17 protein-coding genes are annotated in these 19,880 nt (G+C 56.8%); 10 read left to right on the forward strand and 7 right to left on the reverse strand.

Annotated elements, in window-relative coordinates:
* The first annotated feature begins 122 nt into the window (after window positions 1-122).
* The 6 genes from ACHUE7_RS12700 to ACHUE7_RS12725 all read left to right on the forward strand — a co-directional run bounded on the left by ACHUE7_RS12700 (window position 123) and on the right by ACHUE7_RS12725 (window position 7,772).
* Window positions 123-1,100, forward strand: coding sequence for a dipeptidase (locus tag ACHUE7_RS12700; protein WP_394170297.1), 978 nt, complete (start codon window positions 123-125; stop codon window positions 1,098-1,100).
* Window positions 1,100-1,633 (forward strand): DUF5943 domain-containing protein, encoded by a 534-nt coding sequence (locus ACHUE7_RS12705; protein WP_394170596.1) that lies wholly within the window; start codon window positions 1,100-1,102, stop codon window positions 1,631-1,633. Before ACHUE7_RS12700 ends, ACHUE7_RS12705 begins: the two co-directional genes overlap by 1 nt.
* A 67-nt stretch (window positions 1,634-1,700) precedes the next feature.
* Complete coding sequence (locus ACHUE7_RS12710) at window positions 1,701-3,764, forward strand: oxidoreductase (protein ID WP_394170298.1); 2,064 nt, start codon at window positions 1,701-1,703, stop codon at window positions 3,762-3,764.
* Window positions 3,765-3,791: 27 nt separating this feature from the next.
* Complete coding sequence (locus ACHUE7_RS12715) at window positions 3,792-5,693, forward strand: (Fe-S)-binding protein (protein WP_394170299.1); 1,902 nt, start codon at window positions 3,792-3,794, stop codon at window positions 5,691-5,693.
* Window positions 5,690-6,967, forward strand: coding sequence for an electron transfer flavoprotein subunit alpha/FixB family protein (locus tag ACHUE7_RS12720; RefSeq protein WP_394170300.1), 1,278 nt, complete (start codon window positions 5,690-5,692; stop codon window positions 6,965-6,967). Before ACHUE7_RS12715 ends, ACHUE7_RS12720 begins: the two co-directional genes overlap by 4 nt.
* Complete coding sequence (locus tag ACHUE7_RS12725; protein WP_394170301.1) at window positions 6,939-7,772, forward strand: adenine nucleotide alpha hydrolase family protein; 834 nt, start codon at window positions 6,939-6,941, stop codon at window positions 7,770-7,772. The genes ACHUE7_RS12720 and ACHUE7_RS12725 overlap by 29 nt, the downstream gene beginning before the upstream one ends.
* On the opposite strand, the gene ACHUE7_RS12730 is transcribed toward ACHUE7_RS12725, so the two are convergent.
* Window positions 7,769-8,785: a LacI family DNA-binding transcriptional regulator gene (locus ACHUE7_RS12730; protein ID WP_394170302.1), complete on the reverse strand. Its 1,017-nt coding sequence runs from the start codon at window positions 8,783-8,785 to the stop codon at window positions 7,769-7,771. The genes ACHUE7_RS12725 and ACHUE7_RS12730 overlap by 4 nt on opposite strands.
* Before the next feature lie 59 nt (window positions 8,786-8,844).
* A complete protein-coding gene (locus ACHUE7_RS12735) occupies window positions 8,845-9,984 on the reverse strand; it encodes a glycoside hydrolase family 16 protein (RefSeq protein ID WP_394170303.1) in 1,140 nt (379 codons plus the stop codon).
* A 203-nt stretch (window positions 9,985-10,187) separates the two neighbouring features.
* On the opposite strand from ACHUE7_RS12735, the gene ACHUE7_RS12740 reads away from it, so the two are divergent.
* Together ACHUE7_RS12740 and ACHUE7_RS12745 are read left to right on the forward strand one after the other, a co-directional pair.
* Window positions 10,188-13,343, forward strand: a complete 3,156-nt coding sequence (locus ACHUE7_RS12740) for a glycoside hydrolase family 3 protein (protein WP_394170304.1) — start codon at window positions 10,188-10,190, stop codon at window positions 13,341-13,343.
* A 226-nt stretch (window positions 13,344-13,569) separates the two neighbouring features.
* Window positions 13,570-14,361, forward strand: coding sequence for a helix-turn-helix transcriptional regulator (locus tag ACHUE7_RS12745; protein WP_348473930.1), 792 nt, complete (start codon window positions 13,570-13,572; stop codon window positions 14,359-14,361).
* A gap of 76 nt (window positions 14,362-14,437) precedes the next feature.
* Here ACHUE7_RS12745 and ACHUE7_RS12750 read toward each other — a convergent pair whose 3' ends face one another.
* From ACHUE7_RS12750 to ACHUE7_RS12760, 3 genes are all read right to left on the reverse strand, one after another.
* A complete protein-coding gene (locus tag ACHUE7_RS12750) occupies window positions 14,438-14,728 on the reverse strand; it encodes a putative quinol monooxygenase (RefSeq protein ID WP_394170305.1) in 291 nt (96 codons plus the stop codon).
* 50 nt (window positions 14,729-14,778) lie between these two features.
* A complete protein-coding gene (locus tag ACHUE7_RS12755; protein ID WP_394170306.1) occupies window positions 14,779-15,174 on the reverse strand; it encodes a DUF3465 domain-containing protein in 396 nt (131 codons plus the stop codon).
* 82 nt (window positions 15,175-15,256) lie between these two features.
* Window positions 15,257-15,856, reverse strand: coding sequence for a class I SAM-dependent methyltransferase (locus ACHUE7_RS12760; protein WP_394170307.1), 600 nt, complete (start codon window positions 15,854-15,856; stop codon window positions 15,257-15,259).
* A 236-nt stretch (window positions 15,857-16,092) separates the two neighbouring features.
* Here ACHUE7_RS12760 and ACHUE7_RS12765 point away from each other — a divergent pair, with 236 nt between their 5' ends.
* Together ACHUE7_RS12765 and aac(6') are read left to right on the forward strand one after the other, a co-directional pair.
* Entirely contained in the window at window positions 16,093-17,418 is a 1,326-nt protein-coding gene (locus ACHUE7_RS12765; protein ID WP_394170308.1) for a hypothetical protein, read from the forward strand.
* A gap of 60 nt (window positions 17,419-17,478) precedes the next feature.
* The gene (aac(6'), locus tag ACHUE7_RS12770) at window positions 17,479-18,036 is read left to right on the forward strand and encodes an AAC(6')-Ia family aminoglycoside 6'-N-acetyltransferase (RefSeq protein ID WP_394170309.1); all 558 of its coding nucleotides are present in this window, start codon (window positions 17,479-17,481) and stop codon (window positions 18,034-18,036) included.
* A 15-nt stretch (window positions 18,037-18,051) separates the two neighbouring features.
* On the opposite strand, the gene ACHUE7_RS12775 is transcribed toward aac(6'), so the two are convergent.
* Complete coding sequence (locus ACHUE7_RS12775; protein WP_394170310.1) at window positions 18,052-19,182, reverse strand: serine hydrolase domain-containing protein; 1,131 nt, start codon at window positions 19,180-19,182, stop codon at window positions 18,052-18,054.
* 79 nt (window positions 19,183-19,261) lie between these two features.
* Window positions 19,262-19,705: a YtoQ family protein gene (locus ACHUE7_RS12780; protein ID WP_394170311.1), complete on the reverse strand. Its 444-nt coding sequence runs from the start codon at window positions 19,703-19,705 to the stop codon at window positions 19,262-19,264.
* Between the last annotated feature and the right edge of the window lie 175 nt (window positions 19,706-19,880).

Consider the following 19,880-nt stretch of genomic DNA (forward strand, 5'->3'; position numbering starts at 1 on the left):
TTTGTCGATAAATTAGCGCATGCCGATTTTGAGCTTGCCCGTGTCGCTTCCAGTGACACTGGGTAAGAAGGGCCCGGATACACTGAGTTTGTGGCTATTTTACTGACTCCCGGGAGAGCGACATGAACGCAGCCGACTTGCATCAGGAATCGATCATTATCGATGGTCTGATCATCGCCAAATGGAACCGTGAACTCTTCGAAGACATGCGCAAGGGCGGCATCACCACCGCAAACTGCACCGTCTCTGTCTGGGAGAATTTTCAGGACACCGTCGACAACATTGTCGCCATGAACCAGCTGATTGAAGACAATTCAGACCTGGTTACCAAGGTTTACACTACGGCTGATATCTACCGCGCCAAAGCCGAAGGCCGCACCGGCATTCTGATGGGCTTTCAGAACGCCCATGCCTTTGAAGATAAGCTCGGCTACATCCAGGTCTTCAAAGACCTCGGCGTTGGCGTCGTACAAATGTGCTACAACACCCAGAACCTGATCGGTACCGGCTGCTATGAGCGCGATGGCGGCTTGTCGGGCTTTGGCCGCGAAGTCGTGGCCGAGATGAACCGGGTCGGCATCATGTGTGACCTATCCCATGTGGGTGCCAAGACTTCCGAAGAGGTCATTCTCGCCTCCGACAAGCCGGTTTGTTACTCCCACTGCCTGCCTTCAGGTCTGAAAGAACACCCGCGCAACAAATCTGACGATGAACTGCGATTTATTGCCGAACGCGGCGGCTTTGTCGGCGTCACCATGTTTGCCCCTTTCCTGAAAAACGGCATCGACTCCACCATCGACGACTACGTCGAAGCGATCAGCTACATCGTCGACATCGTCGGTGAAGACCAGGTGGGCATAGGCACCGATTTCACCCAGGGCCACGGCCCCGATTTCTTCGACATGCTGACGCACGACAAGGGTTACGCCCGCGAGCTCACCCGCTTTGGCAAGATCATTAATCCAGAAGGCATTCGTACCGTCGGCGAGTTCCCCAATTTAACCGAAGCGTTGTTACGCCACGGTTATTCGCCGGAACTGGTTAAGAAGATCATGGGTGAGAACTGGGTACGAGTTTTAGCGGATGTATGGGGGGAATGATGTCGACACACGCACCTGAAATGCCTATTACGGTCGATGATGATACCGGCATCTGGACGACCGATGCGTTGCCCATGCTGTATGTGCCACGGCACTTTTTTATTAACAACCATCAGGCGGTTGAAGAGGAGATCGGTGCCGAGCGGTATGCCGACATATTGTATAAGGCCGGCTACAAATCCGCCTGGCACTGGTGTGAAAAAGAGGCTGAATTGCATGGCCTGAGTGGTGCGGCTGTTTTCGAACACTACATGCTGCGCCTGTCGCAACGTGGATGGGGGTTGTTCAGCATCGAATCTCTCGATCTTGAAGCGGGCGAAGCCCGGGTTCGGCTCGACCACTCAGCCTTTGTGTATCACTACGGCAAGGTGGGTAGAAAAATTGACTATATGTTCACGGGCTGGTTTGCCGGTGCCATCGACCAAATTAATGGTGCGCTGGGAAATGAGATGAAAACCGTAGCCCGTCAGATTCAATGCGCCGCCGAAGAGGGCATTGAGCACGGTCTGTTTGAAGTGTCACCGCTGACGTAATCAACGTCAGTGCCGTCATCGTCGCGCAACGGTTCAGCAGAGCGGTTGCGTTACCGGGAGTTTGACCATGGCCAATTTTGAATCCTTGTTCCGGCCTCTGGCCATTAACAAACTGACCATCCGTAACCGGATAGTCAGTACCGCCCACGCCGAGGTCTACGCGACCGATGGTGGCATGACAACGGACCGCTACGTTCGTTATTACGAAGAAAAAGCAAAGGGCGGGTGCGGGTTGTGCATCTGCGGTGGCTCCAGTGTGGTCTCCATCGACAGCCCGCAAAGCTGGTGGAAGTCGGTGAATCTCGCGACCGACAAGATCATTCCGCACTTCCAGAATCTGGCCGACGCTGTGCATCGCCATGGCGGGAAAATCATGATTCAGATCACCCACATGGGTCGTCGTTCGCGCTGGGATGGTGAGAACTGGCCCAACCTGATGTCGCCTTCCGGCATTCGCGAGCCGGTTCACCGCGCCACCTGTAAAACCATCGAAGAAGAAGAGATCTGGCGCATCATCGGCGACTTCGCCCGCGCTGCCAAGCGTGCTCAGGATGGCGGTCTCGACGGCGTTGAACTGTCGGCCGTGCATCAGCACATGATCGACCAGTTCTGGTCGCCCCGGGTCAACAAACGTACCGATCAGTGGGGCGGCACCTTTGAAAACCGCATGCGCTTCGGCATGGAAGTATTAAAAGCCGTACGCGAAGCGGTTGGGCCTGACTTTGCTGTGGGAATACGCATGTGTGGTGATGAATTTCACCCCGATGGTCTGAACCATGAAGACCTGAAAGAGATTGCCGCCTATTACAACAAAACGGGCATGGTCGACTTTTTCGGCGTCGTTGGGTCCGGTTGCGACACACACAACACTCTGGCCAACGTTATCCCCAATATGGCGTACCCGCCAGAGCCGTTCTTGCATTTGGCCGCAGGCATCAAAACCGTTGTCGATGTACCGGTGATTCACGCTCAGAACATCAAAGATCCGAATCAGGCCGAACGGATTCTGGATGCGGGCTATGTCGATTTCGTGGGCATGACCCGCGCGCACATTGCCGACCCGCACATCATCGCCAAGATCAAGATGAATCAGATCGACCAGATTCGTCAGTGCGTCGGTGCCAACTACTGCATCGACCGGCAGTATCAGGGGCTGGACGTGTTGTGCGTGCAGAACGCCGCCACTTCACGTGAATATCAGGGCTTGCCGCACATCATTGAAAAAACCGAAGGGCCGGTTCGTACCGTGCTGGTTATCGGCGGTGGCCCCGGCGGAATGGAAGCAGCCCGGGTAGCCGCTGAACGTGGCCACAAAGTAACGTTGGTCGAGCGGGCGGATGCACTGGGTGGGCAAATTACCCTGGCTGCCCAGGCGCCGCAACGGGATCAGATTGCCGGTATTACCCGCTGGTACGCACTGGAACTGGCCCGCCTGGGTGTGGATGTTCGCCTGGGCACCAGCGCCGATGCGGCGCTGATCCGGGACGAACAGCCCGAGGTCTGCATTCTTGCCACAGGCGGCGAGCCGTTCATTGATCAGGAAACGAAATGGGGCGCAGCCGAAGGGTTGGTGGTGTCTTCGTGGGATATCCTCAGCGGTGCCGTCGAGCCGGGTAAGAATGTCCTGGTGTTTGACAGTATCTGTGAATTCAGTGGCATGTCTGTTGCCGATTACCTGTCGGCCAAGGGCGCTCTGGTGGAGTTGGTGACAGACGACACCAAGCCCGGTGTGGGCATCGGCGGCACCACTTTCCCGACCTACTATCGCAGCCTGTATGAGAAGGAGGTCGTAATGACCTCGGACCTCAATCTGGTTCAGGTGTATACCGAAGGCGACCAGAAGATCGCGGTTCTGGAAAACGAATACACCGGTCAGCAGGAAGAACGGGTGGTGGACCAGGTGGTCATCGAGAATGGCACCCGACCGAATGAATCCCTGTATTACGAACTTAAACCGGAGTCCGTCAACAAGGGCCAGATTGATGTTGAAACCCTGTATGCCAATGCCGCTCAACCGGTGTTGAGCGAACCTCAAAACGGCATGATTCTGTGGCGGCTGGGCGATGCAGTATCGCAACGCAATATCCACGCCGCCATCTACGACGCCTTGCGCTTGTGCAAGGATCTGTAACCGGCAAACGGACGCGAGAGGTGTTGGATGCTGACTGACTGGTTACTGCCCATATTGCTGTTTGGCGCTCTGGCGCTGATGCTGATTGGGGCTACCCGTAGAGTGCTGGCCTGGCGTGCAGGCCGCAACGAACCGGTGGCGGTTGTGGCGGGCTTAATGGCCATGCCGCGCCGCTACCTGGTCGACCTGCACCATGTGGTGCAGCGCGACCGTTTTATCGCCAACACCCATGTGGCAACGGCCGGTGGCTTTGTTGCCGCTTTAGCGCTGGCGTTGGTGGTGCATGGGTTTGGCGTCGACTCCTCTATTTTAAACGGCCTGATGCTGCTCAGTGCGGCGGGCATGTTTGTTGGTGCCTGCTGCGTCGCCTGGCGTCGGCGGAATCCGCCCAGCCGTCTGTCGCGCGGGCCCTGGATGCGGTTGCCGAAAAGCCTGCTGGTGTTTTCCACGTCGCTGTTTCTGATCACCCTGATGACCGCCGACTGGTTTCCGGCCGGGTTGGTCGGCTGGGTTTTCAGTGGCCTGCTACTGATCGGCCTGGCCCTGGGGCTGACTGAAATGCTGGTCGGCATGGGCTGGGGCGGGCCAATGAAACACGCCTTTGCCGGTGCCTTGCATCTGGCGTTTCACCGGCGCCCACAGCGGTTTGGCGGTGGTCGATCCACCGGGCTGAAGCCACTGAATCTGACCGACAGCACGTTGGGCGTCGCCAAGCCTTCTGATTTTGCCTGGAACCAGTTACTCGGCTTCGATGCCTGTGTGCAATGCGGTCGCTGCGAAGCCGTTTGCCCAGCCTTTGCGGCGGGTCAGCCGCTGAACCCGAAGAAGCTGATTCAGGATATGGTGGTCGGCCTGAGCGGTGGCACCGATGCCGGTTACCACGGCAGCGCCTACCCGGGAAAACCGGTGGGCGAGGCCAAGGGTAACCCCGGCCAGGTTATCGTGGATGGGCTGGTTAGTGCTGAGACGCTTTGGTCCTGCACCACGTGCCGTGCCTGTGTCGAAGAATGCCCGATGATGATTGAGCACGTTGATGCCATCGTCGACATGCGGCGCTTTTTAACCCAGGAGCGTGGCGCAACGCCGGGCGCCGGTGTTCAGGTGCTGGATAACCTGATCGCGACCGACAATCCAGGCGGGCTGGACCCGGCACGCCGGTTCGATTGGGCGACTGACCTGGAGTTGCCATTGATCGCCGATGTGGGCAAAGCTGACGTCTTGTTCTGGATCAGCGATGGCGCTTTTGATCAGCGTAGCCAGCGTATTCTGCGCGCCTTTGTTGCCGTGATGCGCGCTGCCAATGTCGACTTCGCCGTGCTAGGCAACGACGAATGCGATTCCGGTGACGTTGCCCGCCGGCTGGGCGATGACGCCACCTTCCAGCGGCTGGCCCGGCACAATATCGAACTGCTTAGCCGGTACGAGTTTAACCGCATCGTGACCACCGACCCGCACGCCTTCCATGTGTTGGCCAATGAGTATGGCGATTTCGGCGGTCACTATCGGGTTCAGCACCACAGCATGTTCATCAACGAACTGATGGAGCAGGGCCACCTGAATGTACAACCCAAAGCACTGGGGCGCGTGACCTATCACGACCCCTGTTATCTGGGCCGGTATAATGGCGAGTACGAATCCCCGCGCTCGGTGCTGAGCACGCTGGGCATTGAAGTGCAGGAAATGACGCGCTCCGGTTACCGGTCGCGTTGTTGCGGTGGCGGCGGTGGGGCACCCATTACCGACATCCCCGGTGAACACCGCATTGCCGACATGCGTGTGGACGATGCGCGGGCGGTTGAGGCCGACACCATCGCCGTCGCTTGCCAGCAGTGTACGGCCATGCTCGAAGGGGTGGTGGAACCAAGACCGCAGATTAAAGACCTGGCCGAACTGGTCAGTGACGCCCTGGTAACGGAGGAGCGAGCATGAGCCTTCGAATCAGACGCAACCCGCGCCTGGAGCGCATTCGGCGCAACCGCCTGCACCCGAAGCACGAGGCATTAGCGGCGGCAACAGTGTCAGCGATTGGCCCGACCGGGCTGCGCCGGATCAACCCGCACCAAACCGGTTTTGTGATGGTTCAGGGGCGCAAACGCCTGAATCGACTGAACCCGGGCGGGGTTGGGTTTGCTACCGCTGGCCAGCCCGGCCGAGTGCAAGCCAAAGAGAAACCACTGCACCGGGTTGCCGATCCGCTCGGCTATGTAGCCGCCGTTCTGGATCTGCCAGGTGGTCGGCTCAGCAGTCATGACCGGGATATGCTGGGCCTGGCCCAGCAACTGGCGCAGGCTAGGGGTGAACCCCATGCGGTATTGGCCATCGCGCTTGGCGACGTGCGGGAAACCGATTTTGGTGGAGCCGGTGCCGACCGGGTCATTCAGTTGAGCCAGCTCCACAATGAGGCTTTAACCGGCTATTGCCCCGAACTCAAACTGGCGATCCTTAACGCCACCGAGCAACACTACCAGCCCGCTTTCTGGCTGTTTCCAGACAGCATCGACGGTGGTGCGGACCTGGGCTCGCGCTGGGCCGTGCAGTTGGGTGATCGCGCGGCCGTTCAGGCCTGGCACGTCAGTACTGAAAACACCGTGTGCCGGGGTGGCAGTCAACTCACCGATTGGCATCGGCCGACGCCGCGCGTTTTGCTACTGGCTCCCGAATGCGCCGCCCCGGTTGAAGAGCTTCGCCACGAAGCCTTGCCCCTGGAGGTCACCTTACCCGCGCCAGTGTCAGTTACTATCGAAGACCTTGGCCCGGTCAGTGTCGACCCCAGCCAGATTGCCTTGAGTGAAGCCGAATTTATTCTGGCTGCCGGTAACGGTGTGCGTAACTGGGATCAGTTTCATCAGGTGGCGACTGTTTTGGGTGCCACCGAAGGCGCCAGCCGGGTCGCGGTCGACGATGGTTATATGCCACGCCACCGGCAAGTGGGTGCCAGTGGCACCTGGGTATCGGCGCGGGTCTATCTGGCTGCCGGTATTTCTGGGGCCATTCAACACTTGCAGGGCATTGGCCAGTGCGAAACCGTTATCGCCATTAACCTGGATGCCGGCTGCGACATGGTCCGCCGGGCCGACTTGACGGTGATCGCCGACAGCGAAGCCGTCTTTGCTGAATTGCTGAACCTGATGACGGAACGTCAGACAGGCATCGCCCCTCAGGGCGACACCGCTCATGAAAGAGAGGCTCGACATGTTGCCTGAATCGCTTACCAAAGCCCTGGCTCAGCCCCTTAAGGTTGCCGCTCTGGTCTCTATCGGTCAGCATCCGCTGTCGCGCCGTGAGCGCCGGGCCGATCAGGATGCCCGTGCCGTGGAGCTGGCGCTCTCACTCTCACCAGAATTACCCCGCCTGATCCATGTAGGCTCAGCCCGGAATGAGTCACTGCGTGCGTATTTGGGCATGGGGTTGAATGATGTGACGGTGCTGAATGCAGACCCGGAGGCCGATGCAGTACCCGCGCTGGCCGGTTACCTGCGTGACCAGGCGTTGGACCATCAGTTGGACATCGTATTAACCGGCGTGCGTGCCGAGTGTGGTGAAGGGTCTGGCTTGCTGCCCTATGCTGTGGCGGCTCAGTTAGGCTGGCCCATGGTGCCTCGCATTGTGTCAGTGGTCTCCATTGCAGACGGTCATGCCGACGTCTGGCAAGCACTGCCCCGCGGGCAACGACGCGCCTTGCGCATACCGCTGCCGTTCGTCGCCAGTGTCGACCCGGCCGCTGAACCGGCCCGCCAGTCGGCCTTCGGCCCGGCCCAGAGAGGTAACATCGATTCTCAACCTTGTGCGGCAGTGCCGGACCAGGCCCGTGCCAACTGGCAACAACACCCCGCAAAACCCCGGCCCAAGCGCTTGGCCGTGGCCAAAGGCGGCACCGCCGCGGAGCGTATGAAAGCCGCCACCGCCAAACCCCAGGGGCAGGGCGGGCAGGTGATCACCGAAGGGACAGATCGGGAGAAAGCTGAAGCGATTCTGGCCCGGCTGCTGGCAGAGGGCGTGGTGCGTTAGCGGGCGCCAGTTTCCAGCGAAAACGGGCGGCTAACCGTATTGCGTTCAACCAGGGTGGGTTCAAACTGAGAGGCTTGGCTTTCCGCCTTGTTGTAAATGCCATCCAACGCCATCCGCGCCGACGCCTGTGCCATGTCAAACATCGGGAAATGCAGGGTGGTCAGTTTGGGGTTTACATACTGGGCGGTCAGGCTGTTATCGAACCCGATGACGGATAACTGGTCCGGTACCCGAATGCCATGGTGTTCGGCGGCTTCCAACACGCCAAAGGCCATCTCATCATTGCCGGCAAATACGGCCGTTCCATCAAATTGGCGCTCGAACAGGGTCTCCATCGCATGGTACCCACCGGCGAGTTCGAAGTAAGTGTTGACGACCCAGTCATCCGAAACTGCAATGCCTGCTTCTGCCATGGCTCGACGATAGCCCTGTAGCCGGTCATGGGCATCCGGCTTCCAGATCTGGCCCATAATGCAGGCAATGTGCCGGTGCCCCTGGTCCAGCAAATAGCGGGTGGCGCGATAGCCACCGAGTTCGTTATCGAGCGACACACAACGGTGACTGAGCGCAGTCACCGGGTGGTTGATCAGAAAGACCGGCACGCGCTGGTTTAACTCGACCAGCTCTGCATCCTCGAGGCGTTCCACCATCAACAACAACCCATCGACCTGCCGGTTGACCAGAAACTCAATGGCTTCTCGTTCAAGGTCGGCATCGCCGTGCCCGGCGGCGATGATCAGGTGCTTGTGCGCCTGGCGCAGGGCATTTTCGACCCCGGCCATCATCGGCCCGTAAAACGGACCTTCTAACTTGGAAACCACCATGCCGATGGCGTTGGACCGGCTGGAAGCCAGCGACTGGGCCGCCGAATTGGGCCGATACCCGAGCGCTTGCATCGCCTGGGTTACCCGGATTTTTGTTTTCTCCGTCACCCGGTCGCTGCCATTGATCACCCGGGACACAGTCGCCTGGGAAACACCCGCCAGGTCGGAGACCTCTTTCATGGTGATCATCGGCTACCCTCGCAAAATATACCGCGAGCATTATTCAGCCGGGGCCGGGCGTCAAGTTTTCAGGGCTGATGACCCGATACTGTCTCGGCATCGGGGTTTCGAGTCGCACAACCGGCACCGGTCACGGCATCCACATCGCACTGGTACACCCGAACGTAGTCGACCTTCATGGTTTGCGGGAATACCCCGGGGTCGATGCCTTTCTCATTCACATTGGCTGCCCAGTTGCCACCGACGGCCAGGTTCAAAATCAGATGGAAGGGTTTATTGAACGGGGCGCTACCACTGCCGATTACCAGTTCGTCGGTGTCCGGATCCGGGTATTGCGAATACCAGCCGGCATCGGTTTGGGTGGCATAGTGCTGCCCGTCGACATACCAGCGAATCTCACCGGATTGCCACTCGATGGCGTAATGATGAAACCCATTGGCCGGGCTTTCATCGGCCCCGAAATCATAGTAGGTGCCTGAGTGAACGTTATCGGGCCATTCCTGGCCGAAATGGAGGGTACCGTGAACGCGATGCTCGGGCGCGCCAGGCGCCGCACCTTCTGCGTCGCTCTGGGTTTCCAGATTGACCGCTTCCATAATGTCAATTTCACCCGAGGCCGCCCAGCCACCATAAACCCAGTCGGTAGGCAGCATCCAGATGGCAGGCCAGGTGCCCTGACCCGCGGGCAATTGCGCGCGGATCTCAAAACGGCCATAGCGCCAGTCGCCTTTGTTCAAGGTGCGCAGGCGAGCAGAGGTGTAGGGCAGGGTGCGGGTGTCGTTCGGGTCAAAAGCGGGGTCTTCCAGGTTGGCAATGGGGCCGGTGAAGTTTTCTTTTATCGCCTTAATAACCAAAGCACCGTCGTCTATAAACGCATTACTCGCCTGGTCGGTGTAGCACTGCTGTTCGTTATTGCCACCGCCCCAGCAATTTTGCTCGTAGCTCCACTTGGCCGGGTCAATCGCTGAGCCATCAAACTCATCCGACCACACCAGTCGCCAGTTTTTGTCCACCGGATGATGCCTTGAAAGGTCAGAATCCGGTGTTGGATCAGGCGTTGGATCCCCGGTGTCTGTTTCCGTGTCGACGTCGGTTTCTGTGGTGGTGTCCAGGCAACCCGACAGCAAAAAAGCCGCCAGCACAGCGGCTGCAATCGCTAACTTTTCCGGCGAACGCTTGTGGTTATTGTTGCATTCAATCTGGTTCATACGTCCGGTCCTTTACGCCTGGATTCTGAGTAGTCGTTGGCATGGTAAAGGGTTAGGGCTTACCCGTTCTGCAGAAATACTGACCAAAACTCCAATCCGCTGTTCCGCTTGCATCACACCCTCCATGATCTGCGCTGGCTCGACTCTTAGCTTGAATACCAGCTACGAACACCTGAATCCCAACAACAAGAAGCGGGACTACGATGAAACAGATAACCACAGTACTGACGGTGAGCGCACTGGCGCTGTTGGTGGGCTGCGGCCCCTCCGATAAAGATGATAACGACAATGGCAATGGCGGCGGCAATGGTGGAGGTGGCAGCGAATCCATCAGCTACCGCACCGACCATAACGACTGGCCTGATATCACCAGCAAAGTAGCGCTCGACCCGGCCATTGAAGCCGAAGTTGATGCTTTGTTGGCAACCATGACATTGGAAGAAAAAGTCGGCCAGATGGTACAGCCGGAAATAAAAAGTGCATCGCCTCAGGACGTGATCGACTATCACCTGGGCTCCGTGCTGAACGGTGGTGGCTCCTGGCCCAACAACGATAAGACAGCCAGCATTGCAGAATGGGTGGACCTGGCCGATCAGTACTGGACAGCCTCGATGGACACCACCGATGGCAAAGCAGCCATCCCGTTAATCTGGGGCACCGATGCCGTTCACGGCCACAGCAACGTCTATGACACCACGCTGTTCCCACACAACATTGGCCTGGGTGCCGCCAACGATGCGGATCTGATCAGGCGCATCGGCGCAGCCACGGCCAAACAGGTTGTTGCCACCGGCATCGATTGGACGTTCGCGCCAACACTGGCGGTGGTTCGGGATGACCGCTGGGGCCGCACCTATGAAGGGTATTCGGAAGACGGTGAGCTGGTTTTCCAATACGGTGGCGCCATGGTTGAGGGCCTGCAGGGTGACTTCTCCGAATCCCATGTAGTTGCTACCGCCAAGCACTTTATTGGTGACGGTGGCACCGATCTGGGTGATGACCAGGGCGATAACCTGGCCGATGAAAGCACCCTGATCAACGTTCACGGCCAAGGTTACTATTCATCCCTGGAAGCCGGTGTACAAACCGTGATGGCCACGTTCAACAGCTGGCAGGGTGAGAAGATTCACGGCCACGAATACCTGATGAACGATGTGCTGAAAGAAAAAATGAATTTCGATGGCTTTGTCGTATCCGACTGGAACGGCCACGGCCAGGTGACCGGTTGCTCCAATGACGATTGCGTGCAGGCGGTGAACGCTGGCATCGATATGTTCATGGTGCCGGATGACTGGAAATCCTTCATCGCCAACACCATTCAGTCGGTCAACGACGGCGACATCAGCATGGCGCGCATTGACGATGCTGTGCGTCGCATCTTGCGCGTAAAAATGCGTGCGGGCTTGTTCGACAAACCCAAGCCCTCCGAGCGTGATGGCGCGGGCGACTCCGATCTAATGCACGGTGAATCTGTGCAGGCACTGGCGCGTGAAGCGGTGCGTGAATCCCAGGTGTTGTTGAAGAACGAGGGTGGTGTACTGCCTTTGGGCAAAGACCTGAACATCCTGGTTGCCGGTAACTCCGCCAACAGCCTGGAAAACCAGACCGGCGGCTGGACGCTGACCTGGCAAGGCACCGGTAATGCCAATGCCGATTTCCCGAATGCCGACACCATTTTTGATGGTTTGGTTGACGTGATGGGCGAGGGCACCGGTAACCTGACGTTGAACGAAGACGGTTCTCAAGCCGATGATACTTTCGATGTCATCATCGCCGTTATCGGAGAAACACCGTACGCCGAAGGCAACGGCGACATCTCCAAGTTCGATACGATGGCGTTCGATGAGCACTACGAAGACGACGCCCAACTGCTGGCAGACCTGCGTGCCAGTGCACCGGGCACACCGATTGTGACTCTGTATGTTGGCGGTCGCCCATTGTGGATGAACCCACAACTGAACCTGTCGGATGCGTTTGTCGCCTCCTGGTTACCAGGTACTGAAGGCGCGGGCGTCGCCGACGTTCTGTTTGGTGATCACCCCTTCACCGGCAAGCTCTCCTACAGCTGGCCCGCCAGCGATTGCCAGGTACCGGTAAACCGGAACGATGGGGAAACGCCTCTGTTTGCCTATGGCTATGGCCTGACGACGGGCGAAGGCGGCAGCGTGCCGGTATTGGCAGAAGACCGTTCAGAAACCGGCTGTGATGCACCCGATGTGTCTGATGCAGGAACCACCGAAGAACCGCTCGATATTTTCACCAACGGCGCCAGCCAGGGTGACTACACACTTCGCATTGGCGGCCCCTCTAACTGGGGTGGCGTACCGGTCAGTGTCGACCCGGCGGCTACAACCACCCTGCCGGGTAACGAACTGACGGTGACTACCCAGGATGGTACGGTTCAGCACAGTGCCAAGCGGATTGAATGGGCGGGTATTGGCCAGTTCTACAGTCAGAATCAGGAAGCGGCTGTTGGCACGGATCTCTCGCCTTATGCCAATTCAGAAACCAGCATCGTATTCAGAGTACGCGTAAACGAGGCGCTGACCTCGAATGCCTTGGCTCTGAGCGCTCACTGCATCCACCCGTGCCTGGGCGAGATCGACATTGCCAGCCTGATCAACGACCTGACACCGGGCGAGTGGTCTGAAGTCTCGGTGCCGCTGCAATGCCTGATCGACGATGGCCTGGACATCACTAACGTCAACACGCCTTTCCTGCTCTATACCGACGATGCGTTTGACCTGTCGATAGAAAACATTCGCTGGGAACCGTTCACCGCCGGTGAAAACCCGGATTGCGAAGCCATAGCGCCGACCGAACCAAACCCGACCATCACCGAAGCGACCGATGTGTACATCGATGCTATCTCTGATACCGACGTGTTCAATGCACCTTCTGTCTGGGCCGCGAACATCAACGACTGGTCAGGTGACCCGAGCTTTGTGACACTGGACCCTGCCTTTGATGATGGCGAGAGCCTGGTCATCGACGCCCAGTACGGCGCTACAGCGGATCGCAAAGGTGTCGTACAGCTGATGATGAAGGGCGCAACGGATCTGTCTTCCCTGGCGGCCACAGGCCGGGTTCAGTTCGACCTGAAAGCGGTCGACCTGGCCGGCGCCACCGGCATGGTGGGCAAGATTGTCTGCAACGCTAATACTGAAACCTGCAGCACCGGCGACGTAGCGCTGACGGTGACAGAAGGGGTCTGGGAAACCAACGAACTGGTGTTTGCGGACTACCCGGATCTGGACTTCGTCAACATCACCTCAATACTGGAAATCCTGCCGATCTGGGCAGACGACCATGCCAACGTGCACTTCCAGATAGACAATGTTCAGATTCTGACCGACTGATCACCTGAACACTGTCTCATCACGCTTTCATTGCGTGTTTGCCGGGCCCTGTGCCCGGCTTTTTTATGCGTATCACCCCGGTTACACAGGTTACACTTTGTTATAATGTAAGCGCTTACATTTTACCGGGCAGGGTGTAGTCTCCTTTCAAGGCTGGTTCGTACGTAAAGCCGCAGAGCCTGAAACACGATGTACAAAAACAACAACACGTGTGAGGAATTTAGGGATGACGCATGTCAATGCCTTGCTGGCGCTAATGCAATTCAAAACAGACGGTAAGCACTACCAGTCCCGCATTATTCAGCCCGGGCGTGAAGAGATCGAACTGGTGCTGGATGGCCAGGCCGTATGCCAGGTAGAGGGAGGCTGTTATACCGTGGGCCCGGGCCATCTGGTCTGGCACCGCAGTGGTGACCGTACCATCTTCAGTAACGCCCGCTCAGACGACTACGAATGCCTGGTACTCGCCTTTGCAACAGACCCGGTCAACAAGCCGCCGCTGTCGCGCGTGTCTTACTGGCACAGCCGCATCAGTCCGCGCCAGTTCTGTGACGATGCCCTGGGTTACTACGACCAGGCACGCTCAGCCCATTCAACACCCGGCCAGCCCATCCCCATAGATGCCGAGTTCTGTCAGTATCTTTATGGCTGCTGTAAGGTGCATTCCCAACCGGTTGATACCGGCGCGAGTCTGCCAGATCGTTCGTTGCACAGGGCGCTCTCCTACATTGCGGATCACTACAGCAAACCCATTACCGTGGATGCCATAGCGGCTGCCTCTCATGTCAGTGCTTCGCAACTGTATAGCCTGTTTCGAGCGCAATTGGGCAAAACGCCGCACCAGTCACTGCTGCAATACCGCATGGAGAAAGCCGTGCAGTTGCTGATTCATCAGCGACCACTCAAGCAGGTAGTGAATGCGTGCGGGTTTGAATCGGAGAGTGGGTTTATTCGGGCGTTTAAGAAGCGTTATGGGATACCGCCGGGTGAGTATGTGCGGGACGGTGCGGTTGTTTGATCCGGATGCAGGCATCCGGATCAAACAGGGGCAAGTCTAGTGTTGATCAACCTCAGTCTTAATGCAACGCTGGTAATCAGAGCTTCGTCATTTCACTGATAACGACAGACGCCACAGCACCTTCAGTTGCTGCCTGGTTAGCCCCAATGTGTGGGCTCTTCAGGTGGTCTTGCCAAAGCTCGCGGTTTTCCCATACTTCATAGAAAAGAAAAATGGCAGGGTTGTCGTTATCCTGGTGCAAATCATACTGAATGCAGCCTGCCTCTTTCAGCGTTGGCTCTATCAGTTTGGACAGCGCAGTGCGGACCTGGCTCTCCTTGCCGGTATTGGCTTCAATTCTTGCGACAATGACCAGTTTTTCGCTCATGTTATATTCCTCGTTGCGGTGCCACCTCAGCGACAGCTATGTTTTTCAACTTACTGATAGGTCCGGCCCTGGTGCTTCAGCCAGCCATCGGCATGGCGTCCGTTGGGGTCATGATGCGTCCAGTGCAGAACGCCGCCCTGACTGTTCCACTCATACTCTCCGAAAAACGCAACGGTGTCACCTACGGCTAGTGCCGTAATTCTAGGTGCCAGGTCAATGTTATGCGCAATCAGCAAGGTTTGGTTACTGTCGAGCCTGAGGATGAACCGCTGATGTCGTGAGCCATCGTTGTCATCGGGAAGAATGCGAATCACCTGGCCGTCACCCTGAACTTGAATATCGCTTTGGCGTGACTCATAGGCTTGTTGTAATACGGCATCGTTTGCATAGGCAACGTTGATGCTTAGCGATAGACAGCAGATGAGTATGGAAAACAGAAGTTTCAATCAAGAGTCCTTAAAATTGGGGTTACACATACGAAAACCTATATTCTAGCTAGAGTGAACAGGCCATTTTCAGACAGAGCATTCATATTCCACGTTTGACCGCCAGCACTGAATAGGTGTGCCAATGTTTTATGCTACCCATCGAGGTTGAGCCTTCTTCGTTTCGCTCATGAAAACGGACGATTTCGAAGTTTTCAAATAAGTCCATTACCTGTGTCTGCGTCAGCGGTGTAGTGGCGAGCCGAAAACCATCAGCCCAGCTATCATCTACTCCCATAAAGTCGCCGCCAAAAACACCGCCCACCGCGAGGCTGTCGGTAATTGCACGCCAGGCACTATTGAAAACGGATGGCTCAGCGAAAAACAAGCTTGAATTGGCCATAATGACACCCGCAGTTGGATAGGTGAAGTCTTCAAACGAAGCCTCTGAAACCTCTATCAATGCGTCATGCCGGAACCGTTTGCGGCAGATGGAAATGGCGTCGGGGTTAATATCAAAGCCGTGAACCCGATAGCCTTGCTCTGCAAGGTAAGCGATGTCACTGCCGGTACCGCAGCCGCAGTCGACCGCGACGTTTAATCCTGACGTGTTCAATTGGACAGCCCGCTCCGTTCTGGGCGAGTTCTTCCGACTCATGGCCTTGTTATAATATTTCCGCCAAATCTCAGTGTTCTCATCCACTACCACGGTCCTTTACAGTTTAGTATGGATTTTGTGTAGCTCATCATAGGCTATTTAGCCTCTTTGGCGGCAGGGCTTACTTGCAAATTATTGAGGCTACTGCCACTCAAAGCTGGTGATAGCGGGGTCTGACAGCTCAACGTTAAGACCTGTCTTTAGTTGGGTTTCAATAATAAAGTGTTCTGCCGTCCATAGTACACTGATGCGCACTGCCGAATGACTGCCCAGAGGAAAGAATGTCGACTGAAGCCAATACCGCCAGCAAAGCCCCCTGGAACAGCACGTTGGCTGGCTGGTTACTGCTGTGGGTGGTGATCGCGGCTGTGTTGGCGGTGATTCTACCGGGTTTCCCGGCGGCCATTGCCGGTGGCTTGATCTGGCTAGTGGCTGTATTACTCAAGGGCGGCGGTATCAAAGGGCCCCAGCGTATTCAGGTGGTCGTGATGCTCAGTGTCGGCAGCCTGGGCTTGCTGGCCGGGTTGCTGAACGGGGCCGATGGCCGTCATTTGCTCCGTGCCCTTGAGGCTAACCAGATGGTGATCGCCATGCTGATCGGTGTGAGCTTTCTCCGCCTGGTCACGTCCGGTGAGCTCAACGGTACCGATACCCTGCCTACCGGGCGGAAGGCTTTACTAAGCACGCTGGCCGGGCCTCACCTGTTTGGTTCGGTCATTAACATGTCGGCCTTGTTCATTGTGGGTGATCGGCTCAGCCAGCGGCAGCCCCTGTCGATTCTCCAGGCGTTGATCATGAGCCGGGCATTCAGCCTGTGCGCCCACTGGTCGCCCTTCTTTGCGGCGATGGGCGTCGCGTTGGTCAATGCTCCAGGTGCGCAATTAGCCACCCTGGCCAGTGTGGGTATTCCCTTGTCGCTGGTCATGTTGGGGTACACCTATTGGGAGCTAAGCCGGACACCGGAAGCCGATCAGCTGACCGGGTACCCACTCAATTCCGGTTCGCTCTGGCTACCCTTGCTGCTGGCGGTGTTGGTGCTGGTAGGCCACCAGATCTGGCCAGAGGTGCCGGTGCTGACGCTGGTGACACTGATTGCTGTGCTGGTCGCACTCGGCTGGTCTGTGTTGCGCGAGGGCGTCTCCGGCGTGTACAAGAGCGTCCAGCATGTGCAGACGGCGCTGCCGCGCCAGGGCAACGAAGTCATGTTGTTTCTGGGCGCTGCGGTGCTCGGTGCCGGTGTGGCGGCGTTACTCGATTCGTTTGATATTCAGCTCAGTTTTGCGACCTTTGGGGCGCACCAGGCCTTTGTGGTACTGCTGATTATGGTGACCCTGGCGATGGTCGGTATGCACCCGGTAACATCGGTTACTCTGGTGGGCAGTTTGCTGGCACCAGTGGTAGCAGACCCAAATCTGCTGGCGCTGGTTTTTCTGATGACCTGGGCGTTCGGGGCCGGTATTTCACCGTTTTCGGGCCTGCAGCTGAGTTTGCTGTCTCGCTACCACGTTAATGCAATGGCGTTGCTGCGCCGTAACTGGCGCTATGCTCTGATGCTGCTGTTGGCGGACTATCTGGCCCTATTGCTGTATGGGTGGGTTTCGCAGTAGAACGGAAAGCCGGGTATGAATGACAACTTGGATTGAACGGAAAATACAATGGGGCGCCGCATGGACTGTACAGAAATCGATTTAAGCCAGGAACCCGCCTTACACGAAGAAGCGGCAAGCGTGCTAATGGACGCCTTCCTGGCCAAAGGCAACACAGCATGGCCAACCCTTGAGCGAGCACGGGAAACGGTGGCTGAGTGCATCGCAGCCCCGAACCATTGTCTGGCCATACTGTGCAATGGCACGTTAACCGGGTGGGGAGGGCTGCGGCCCATGTACGACAAGACCTGGGAGCTACACCCTCTGGTTGTTGCGCCGGCACACCAGGGGCAGGGTGTCGGCAGGGCACTGATGCGAGCTTTGGAGCAACGCGCCAGAACGCTTGAGTTGAACGGCATCGTATTGGGGTCGGATGACGAATTGTTTGAAACCAGCCTTTCACAAGTGCACATCACAGGCAGTAATGCCCTTGTCGAAATGCAACGGCTAACGAACCTGAAACGTCACCCATTCGAGTTTTACCAGAAGTGCGGTTACAGCGTTGTTGGGATGATTCCCAACGCCAATGGCAAGAACAAACCCGATATATGGATGTGGAAAGACCTGACGGTAAAGTGAGCCATCGGCTGTCGATCATAATTCCGGGTCGAAGTAGTACTGCGATATAAACCTCGCGAAGGCAGCAGGGTCCCGACTGGCATCGTTGCACAGGATAACGATGGAAAATTCAGACTCCGGATATCGTTCATAGTATGTTTTTGACCCGGCGTGCCAACCATCATGGGAATAGACGGGTTGTTCAAAGCGTTCTGTTACAAACTGGCCATTGGCGTACAGGCTGTCGTTGTCCCGAATGGAACTGTTTGGCTGGTTAAACCCTTCAATCAGCGACTCCGGATCAGTCCCTAGCTGCGGATCATAAAAATGACGATCCCAGGTTAGCATGTCGTCGATTGACGTATATAAATTGCTATCGCCGACCCAGTGCTGGTTGGTGTCTAGTCTGACGTAACGCTCTCTAACCTTGTCATAACCCGTGGCGCGATTGTCAACAACTGGGGAGGGGCTATCCAAAAACACGGTGTCGGACATTCCAAGTGGCTGAAAAATATTCTGGTGAGCATAGTCCGCCAGGGTCTGGCCGGTCACTTCCTCCACCAGCATGGAGAATAGAAAATAGGTAATATTGCTGTAGTGGAACTGCTCGTTTGGTGAATACCTGAGCGGCACGTCTTGTAGGTAGCCATACAAATCACTGATTGAAAGGTAATCTCCGTCGTAAAATCGAAACGAGCCACCGACTACAGACGTGAGCTCTAATGCGTCACCACCGGGCTGGGAGATCCAGTACTCGTAGTCACTGTAGTTTGCCATACCACTGACATGACCCAGCATGGCATTGATGGTCACCGGCTCGCCGTAATCCTTCAGCGCTGGCAAATAGGTTCTGATGTCTTCGTTGAGATCAATTTTTCCTTCGTCTGCGAGTAAGTGCACCGCCATGGCCGTGAATTGTTTGGAAACCGACGCCAGGTTGTGAACGTTTTGCGTGGTCATCGGTACCTGAAGTTCCAGACTGGCTAATCCGTAGGCGGCCTGGAAAATCCATTCTCCGGATTCGATCACGCCCACCGAGCAGCCCGGCTCGTCATCTTCGATAATATACTGGAAAGCGGTGTCTACACGCTCGCTGAAAGAATCTGCTTGAGCATTCAGGCAACCAATAACCGACACAGTCGCTGCCAACAGGCTTTTCTTGAACATAGTGCTTCCTTGTAAAGAGCCTCTATCTGAGAATCGGATCCATGCCCGAAGAACGACTGCAATGGCCTCTAAGCCGTGCCTACTGAGCTGTCGTCACGTATTTGAGAATCTCAACCACTTGCTCGGGCGTTTGCGCCCACCCCATCGCCGATGCGTCAACTTCTTTCAACGGGTGAATAATGTCGTCGTCATGCAGGGTGATATAGGGGGTGCCCATGGCGGCACAAAACCCGGCATCGAAGGCGGCATTCCACTGTTTGTATTTGTCACCGAAGCGAATGACCGCCAGGTCACACTGCTCCAGCATCGTTTTGGTGCGAATGCCGTTGATTTTGGATGACTGGTGGTCGCGCCAGAACGCCACGTCTGGTTTGCCCAACATATCGCCCGCGGCGTCGCTGGCGTCGTGACTGGTGACCGGTGCTGTGAACTCTATCGGCAGGCCGGCGGCCTCTGCCCCGTTTAGAATCTGCTCACGCCAGTCCGTATGAATTTCGCCAGAGAGATAGACAGTCCAGATCATGGGGTTCTCCTAAGTTGTCAGCTGATATCGTTGATAGGGAAGGTTTGAATCCGTCAGACCGTACCATAGCATGCCGCTTGGCCGGTGTCGGGCGACATAATATGTCCAATTACATTCAATCAGTCTAATTGACCAGTTACTTTTATTTAAGGAATCATGTAGTTACTAACGGTTA

Origin of the sequence: Saccharospirillum alexandrii (genome assembly GCF_043641555.1) — a bacterium.
GTDB lineage: Bacteria > Pseudomonadota > Gammaproteobacteria > Pseudomonadales > Natronospirillaceae > Saccharospirillum > Saccharospirillum alexandrii_A.

Coding starts and splice junctions, on each gene's coding strand:
- ACHUE7_RS12720 (WP_394170300.1), top strand. CDS start 5,690: ATGAGCCTTCGAATCAGACGCAACCCGCGCCTGGAGCGCATTCGGCGC.
- ACHUE7_RS12750 (WP_394170305.1), bottom strand. CDS start 14,728: ATGAGCGAAAAACTGGTCATTGTCGCAAGAATTGAAGCCAATACCGGC.
- ACHUE7_RS12765 (WP_394170308.1), top strand. CDS start 16,093: ATGTCGACTGAAGCCAATACCGCCAGCAAAGCCCCCTGGAACAGCACG.
- ACHUE7_RS12745 (WP_348473930.1), top strand. CDS start 13,570: ATGACGCATGTCAATGCCTTGCTGGCGCTAATGCAATTCAAAACAGAC.
- ACHUE7_RS12710 (WP_394170298.1), top strand. CDS start 1,701: ATGGCCAATTTTGAATCCTTGTTCCGGCCTCTGGCCATTAACAAACTG.
- ACHUE7_RS12715 (WP_394170299.1), top strand. CDS start 3,792: ATGCTGACTGACTGGTTACTGCCCATATTGCTGTTTGGCGCTCTGGCG.
- ACHUE7_RS12725 (WP_394170301.1), top strand. CDS start 6,939: ATGAAAGAGAGGCTCGACATGTTGCCTGAATCGCTTACCAAAGCCCTG.
- ACHUE7_RS12740 (WP_394170304.1), top strand. CDS start 10,188: ATGAAACAGATAACCACAGTACTGACGGTGAGCGCACTGGCGCTGTTG.
- ACHUE7_RS12780 (WP_394170311.1), bottom strand. CDS start 19,705: ATGATCTGGACTGTCTATCTCTCTGGCGAAATTCATACGGACTGGCGT.
- ACHUE7_RS12700 (WP_394170297.1), top strand. CDS start 123: ATGAACGCAGCCGACTTGCATCAGGAATCGATCATTATCGATGGTCTG.
- ACHUE7_RS12730 (WP_394170302.1), bottom strand. CDS start 8,785: ATGATCACCATGAAAGAGGTCTCCGACCTGGCGGGTGTTTCCCAGGCG.
- ACHUE7_RS12705 (WP_394170596.1), top strand. CDS start 1,100: ATGTCGACACACGCACCTGAAATGCCTATTACGGTCGATGATGATACC.
- ACHUE7_RS12775 (WP_394170310.1), bottom strand. CDS start 19,182: ATGTTCAAGAAAAGCCTGTTGGCAGCGACTGTGTCGGTTATTGGTTGC.
- ACHUE7_RS12735 (WP_394170303.1), bottom strand. CDS start 9,984: ATGAACCAGATTGAATGCAACAATAACCACAAGCGTTCGCCGGAAAAG.